Consider the following 6992-nt stretch of genomic DNA (forward strand, 5'->3'; position numbering starts at 1 on the left):
GCTTTAATTTTCGCGTCTTAGGTTTCACGTCTCACGTTTCTAGGTTCTGAGGAAGCTCGCGATGTCCGATTGGTTGAATTATTTGCCGATGCTCATTCCAACGGCGCTCGTCGCTGCCGTCTTGGTACCGGACTCGCTCAGTCGCCGCCACGTGACTTCTTGGCGACGGTGGACGAACGTTGCGGTTGCCTCGCAAGTCGCTGTCTTGCTGTGCGTGTTCGCTGACCAATTGTTTGTTCCATCCTTCCACGCAACGGACGGATTGCTTGCATCCGGCGAAGTTGTCTCCGGCGACCGCAGCGTTGCGTCCCCTGTGTTGTTGGATGGCTTGTCGATCTTGATGTTGCTTCTCGTCGCTTTCATCGGCTGGGTCACCTGCCAATACTCCATCGAGTACTTGGACGGATTGCCCAACCAAAGCCGGTACTGTCGCTTTAGTGCGGTGACGATCGGTGCGGTCAGTTGGATGATGGCTTCCGGACATTTAGCTGTGTTCGCGGCGGCCTGGATCGCGATGAACTTGGCTCTTCACCAATTGTTGGTGCTCAATCCCGAACAACCCGGTGCCAAGCGTGCCGCGTGGACAAAGTTTGCTATCAATCGAATCGGCGACGCAGCCTTGATTGCCGGGTTTGGAATTCTTTTCGCCCACTTCAACTCCCCTTGGTTGCGCGACATTTTCATGTCAGCAGGGAACATGCTGAGTGATTCGCAATCCGTCCCGACACCGCTCGTTGCCGCTGGTGCGTTTCTACTGATCGCGGCCGTCATTCAATCCGTGCAGTTTCCATTTCACACCTGGTTGCCCGAAACACTGAACAGCCCCACGCCGGTTTCGGCCTTGATGCACGCGGGCATCGTCAACGCGGGCGGATACTTGGTGATTCGATTCTCACCTATTTTCGAGTTATTCCCAACCAATCTGCACGTTCTAGCCATCATCGGTTTGTTCACGACCGTGCTCGCGGCGGCCGTGATGATGACACAAACGAGCGTGAAGAAATCGCTGGCGTATTCGACGATCGCACAGATGGGATTCATGATGCTGCAGTGCGGATTGGGGGCTTACACGGCAGCAACCGTGCACATCGTTGCCCACTCACTCTACAAAGCCAACTCGTTTCTTCGTTCCGGCAGTGTTGTCAGCGACGCCAAAGCGACGAAGGGTGCCAACGATTTAAAGCGACCATTGGCGTGGTACGAAACAACCTTCGCCATCACCGCATCCTGTGTTTTGTTTGCAATCGTCTCCCTTCTTTTGAATGTTTCACCGAACGAAAAAGCAGGCGGCTTGATTCTGGGCGGAATCCTTTGCTTGGCCTTGTCGCATTGGATTGGTGAAGCCATCCAATCGGGGTCACGGTGGTTGGTGGCGCAATGCACCGCCATCTCGGGACTGATCTGTTTGCTTTACGTCGGATGCTACCTGGCAACGGACGCGTTGATTGCCGGCAGTCTCCCAAACTCAACGACACCGACCAGCAACCTTGTTGTGACATCGACGATCGCGGCGGGTTTTATCGGATTGCTGATCCTGCAGTTGCGAATTCGATCCGCCAGCGATTCGGCATGGTTCCAAACGCTGCAAATCCACGCATCCAACGGGTTTTACATCGACCACTGTATACGCCGCTTCTTCCGAGCGTCGGCCTCGGCGTGATCGGATGCTGCTTGTCAACGTTTCGGTTGGAACTGAGTCAATTGGTCTGTTGATCCACTGCACCGTTCAGACGTTGGTCTCGGTTCCGCCAACACAAAACCGGGGCTGACGCCCAAACGGCAACCAGAAGCAGATTCAGTCATCCGTTCTCGCAGATACCGGGGCCGATCCTCAAATCGGCGAATGGAAGTGCCAACAACCATTCATGCCGACCGCAGTCCACCCGACATATCTCCGCATTTCCTTGACCCAACTTTGCATCCAAAAGAGTTCATCATGAATACGATCGCTACTGAACAGAATCAATCCACAGCCACCGGCCAACCGCTCAGTGTTTTTGTCCCGGCTGCCTACGAAGATCCACATGTTTATCGCCAAGTCGAAGAGTTGCTCGACCAAGTCTGCGAAGTGGTCTCTCCGGTTTGGCCCCTGAAGGATTGGATCGCGGTCAATCCGTATGCCGGGTTGTCCGAACGTTCCTTCCACGAATCGCGAGACTACCTGCGAGTCTTCTCGAAATGCGAACTGCTTCCTTCGATGGATCATTTTGCGGCACACTACCAGTCTGGCAGCTTTGCTGATTCGCACATCGAAGCAGCGATGTTGGAACTTTCGCCTGGAAAGGACGTCTCGCAAAAGAAGTCCGACGTTTTGAATGCCTTACAAAGCAGGCTTCATACCAGTAGCGCCGCAACGCAAACCACACCTGCACCGTCATCACTTCCGCGGATCGCGACCATTGCCGCTCGCCTGTCCGCGCACGGCGAAGTGGACTGGACCGAGATCGTGGGGGATGAGATCGGCAAGCACTGTTCAGCGCACTATGACGAAGGACAATCAACGTGGGCGAGCCCGTGGAAAAATCTTTCTCTGTATCAAGCCTGGCGAAACACGTCCAAGATCGATCGTGGGATCGAAATTCTCGGTCTGGCCGGCTTTCGAAGCTTTGTTGACGAACTACCTCACACGGCCGAAGCAACGATCGTGCATCTGTTGCAACGCCTGAATATTCCGCGAGCACTCTGGGAAACGTTTCTCCTTGCTCACGCGTTTTCGCTTCCGGGGTGGAGCGGATGGACAAAATACCAGGGTTTGCAAACGGATCCGACCGGAACCGGCCAGCTTCAGTTCGATGACTTCCGCGGTTTGCTCGCGATGTCGCTTGCCTACGACGTTGCTATTTCTGAGACGTTCCTGTTCGAAGTGAATTGGTCATCGGTCTTGGACCATCAGAGTTTGTCACTGATGGATTCCGACAACGATTGCAAATCCGATCGAAAGATCCTGTTGCGAGCGATGGAAATTGCCTACCGAGACGACATGCTCGCTAAGTTGCCATTGACCAAACCTGCCGCTGACAACTCGGTGGATGCGGATTGCCACGGACAAATCTCAGACGACTGCACGACAGACACGCCAACGAAACCTGCCGTGCAAATGGCGTTTTGCATCGACGTGCGGTCGGAACGATTCCGACGCCACCTCGAGCAAGTGGACGCCTCGGTGGATACGCTCGGTGTAGCAGGATTCTTTGGACTGCCATTTGAATACGTGCCGCTCGGTCAATCCTCCGGCGACACTCACGCCCCCGTTCTACTGTCGCCCAAATTTGCCTTGCGAGAAAAGTCATCGCCATGCGTGGGTGATCGTTCGCCATCGCAGAACGATACCGCCGAGACACAAACCACGATCAAAACGGGTAAGAAACTCTGGAAACGGCTTCAAACATCCGCCGTCGGATGCTTCTCGTTCGTTGAAACCATGGGCTGGTTCTCCGGATTCGATTTAGCCGCCCGTTTGATGGGCACCAAACTTCGAAACAATTCGCGAATCAAAAGTCCATCCAGCGCTCACGGGATCGGCGCGATTCCATTGGATCTGGATCACCTCGTCGAACAAGGTATCGATTTGGAGCAGCAAACTGATTTGGTCGAAGGTCTTCTCAGCAGCATGGGGCTGACGGACAACTTTGCCCCCATGGTCGTTTTGTGTGGACACGGCAGCCAAACTGACAACAACGCGTTGGCCGCCGGATTGGATTGCGGTGCGTGCGGCGGTCACTCAGGCGCTCCCAACGCACGATTGGCCGCGATGTTGCTCAACGACCGACGAATTCAAAAACAATTGTTGGATCGAGGAATCGAAATTCCCGCCGAGACTCACTTCATCGCCGCCTGGCACAACACCACCACCGACCAAATCGAGTGGTTGGATTTGGAGGCGATCCCAGGTTCCCACCGAGCACGAGTCACCGATCTTCAAAACGTTGCCGATACTGCAAGTCACTTAACACGCGAGGAGCGGTTGCCACTTCTCAACGAAAGCAGCACCGAATCGCTGATCTCGCGAGCGTCTGATTGGTCGCAAACTCGTCCTGAATGGGGATTGGCGGGCAACGCCAGCATGTTGATCGGACCTCGAGAAATGACTCGAGGGCGATCACTCGACGGAAGAACCTTCCTTCACAGCTACAATCAAGCAACTGATTCGAATGGAGCCGTGTTGGAATCGATCCTCACCGCTCCGATGGTCGTGGCACACTGGATCAACATGCAATACTACGCCTCCACAGTCGACCCAACCCATTTCGGCAGCGGATGCAAAACCATCCACAACGTCGTCGGGCAATTTGGCGTCTTGTCAGGGAATGGCGGCGATCTGCAAGCGGGTTTGCCGAACCAATCACTCGGATGCGGACTGAAGATGCAGCATCTTCCGCTACGCCTTCAAACCGTCGTGGTTGCTAGTCGGGAATCGATCGACCGGGTCATTGCGAAACATGCCAATATTCGTAATTTGCTACAAAACGGCTGGGTGCACATGGTCGCGATCGACTCGGGTCAGAAGTACCGCTACCACTCGGACGGTTCTTGGGTTCAACTGCAGACAGAAAACACGTCCCAGGCCGAGAGCGAATGGCAAGTCGTCGGCGGCACGTGCTGAATCGGCCTGCTGCAGTGGCACAACGGGCTGGTTCCCACGGATCGGCGAACCAGACGGCGTCCGCCTTCAATCGAAACCCAGTCCAGGAAAAGTCACGCCGTTTGGTCGGCGTGGCTTGCCCACCGAAAAACGATCCCCTCGCGACATTTGACGTCGTGATTTTCGCTCCCCGACATTCGATTGCCCCTTTTAACTCGCATGGATTCACCCCAATTTTCTGACGCGATTGCTCCGGATGACCAGGCGATCTTGCGGGCGCTCACCCGAATCGGACAGAGCCTCGGGTTGCCTGTCGATCTGGCCGATGTGCTGTCCAATGAGTCGATGCCCGAGGACGAAGATCCGTTGTGGGTGCTGCAAACCAGCGCCATGCAAAGTGGCATCGTGCTGGACGAAACCCAACTGCAATCGGGTGCCGAAGCATTTGGATTTCTCGCCGAAGGCAACCCCATTGTGTTGGCCTACGACGATGGCTCGTTGCGAGTCCTCGAGAAAGCGAACTGGCGATCGGTCGAGATGTTCTCAACGAACGACCAAGTCAATTCAAAGGTGATCAGCCGGCACCGGCTGAGCCAACTTTTTACGACTTCGCCTTCGCCTCGAATGTTGATCGCTCGCAAACAATTCGAATGCGATTCCATTTCGGTCACCTCGCATGGTCACGCCGGCCATCATGAACATCCGACTCCTTTGCGTCGCTTCGTCTCGCTGCTGAACCTCGACCGACGCGACATCTGGATGGTCGTGTTATTCGCGCTTGTCGCGGGAGTCTTGGCTCTCGCTACGCCGCTCGCAGTGGAATCCTTGGTCAACGTGGTCAGCTGGGGCACCCAGTTCCAACCGCTGATCATCTTGGGAATGATGCTGCTGACCTGCCTCTCGATCGCCGGTGTGCTGAGAGTGTTGCAAACCGTCGTCGTGGAAATCATTCAGCGTCGCCAGTTCGTCCGCATCGTCAGCGATCTGGCCCACCGATTCCCCCGAGCCAACCAGGAACATCTTCGTGGCGAATGCCCGCGAGAACTTGCCAACCGCTTCTTTGACATCATGACGATTCAAAAAGCGACCGCGGTGCTGTTGCTCGATGGCGTCTCGATTGTCCTGACCACCGTACTGGGGATGATCGTCTTGGCGTTCTATCATCCGTTCCTGCTTGGTTTCGACATCGTACTCGTCATCGCGATGGTTTCGATTATTTGGTTGTTGGGTCGAAACGGTATTCGAACTTCGATCGAAGAATCGATTGCCAAATATCGAGTCGCACACTGGTTGCAAGACGTCATCGCGCAGCCGTCGGTGTTCAAAACCAGTGGCGGCGAAGGTCTTGCAATCCAACGCACCGACCGTCTGACCGCGGACTACATCGCCGCTCGCCAGCGACAATTTCGCGTCGTGATTCGGCAAGTAGGCTTTGCGATTGCCGTTCAAACGCTCGCCTCGACCGCCGTGTTGGCTCTCGGTGGTTGGTTGGTGATTGGCGGAGCGTTGACGTTGGGACAATTGGTCGCCAGCGAACTGATCGTGACCGTCGTCGTTGGTGCGTTTGCAAAAGCGGGCAAGTCGCTCGAGAAGTTCTATGACTTGATGGCCGGCATCGACAAAGTCGGTCACTTGGTCGACGTCCCCGCGGATCAAAAGATCGAACTGGGACCGACCGACGACGGCCCGGCCAAGGTTTCTTGGTCGAACCTCGCGTTCCGTGGCACGGCTTGGTCCTCGAAGATTCCCGCCGAAACGATCCAGCCCGGCGAACGAGTCGCGATCACCGGTGACGACATCAGCGGTCGTTCTTGTTTGGCTCGTTCCATCGCTGGACTAATGGACGTCCCCGAGGGACTGATTCAAATCTGTGGCATCGAAGCGGCGCAAGCGGCCTCATCGGGCTCCGGCAAATTGGTCAGCTACGCCGGAACACGAGACGTATTTCACGGCACCGTTCGGGAAAACATCGACTTGGGCCGCCGCGGGATCGGGCAACACCGCGTTCGCGAGGTGACCGGCCAAGTCGGTTTGACGGCCACGATCGAGCAGCTTGGAAACGGTCTTCAGACATCGCTGCAAACCGGTGGTTACCCGTTGTCGCAAGAACAAGTGCTGCGGTTGCTGATCGCTCGAGCATTGGCGGTTCGGCCCAAGCTCTTGGTCATCGACGGGTTGCTGGACGAACTCGACGCGACGGTCCGCGAAACGTTGTGGCAACACATCGCACCAGAGAACCCTGATTGGACTTTGCTCGTCTTTACCAATCGGATGGACATCGCCGAACGCTGCGACCAAACCCTGTTCATCCGCCGCCAGTGATTCGTTCGCACTGCTCATCCGACGAACACTTCATGCACGAACGTTTTGAATCACTGATCCATTCACCCCACACCAACTCATGATTCAC

The 6992-nt window shown here is 55.7% G+C and carries 3 protein-coding genes; all 3 read left to right on the top strand.

The genetic code is table 11. The annotated features are described in order from the left end of the window. Positions 1-61: 61 nt before the first annotated feature. The gene (locus RE6C_RS19450) at positions 62-1660 is read left to right on the top strand and encodes a proton-conducting transporter transmembrane domain-containing protein (protein WP_008659294.1); all 1599 of its coding nucleotides are present in this window, start codon (positions 62-64) and stop codon (positions 1658-1660) included. Between the two features lie 276 nt (positions 1661-1936). Further along, the gene (locus RE6C_RS19455; RefSeq protein ID WP_052035010.1) at positions 1937-4603 is read left to right on the top strand and encodes a YbcC family protein; all 2667 of its coding nucleotides are present in this window, start codon (positions 1937-1939) and stop codon (positions 4601-4603) included. A gap of 198 nt (positions 4604-4801) precedes the next feature. After that, positions 4802-6904: a peptidase domain-containing ABC transporter gene (locus tag RE6C_RS19460; RefSeq protein WP_008659298.1), complete on the top strand. Its 2103-nt coding sequence runs from the start codon at positions 4802-4804 to the stop codon at positions 6902-6904. Positions 6905-6992 lie beyond the last annotated feature (88 nt).

This window comes from Rhodopirellula europaea 6C (genome assembly GCF_000338295.1).
GTDB classification, from domain to species: Bacteria; Planctomycetota; Planctomycetia; order Pirellulales; family Pirellulaceae; genus Rhodopirellula; species Rhodopirellula europaea.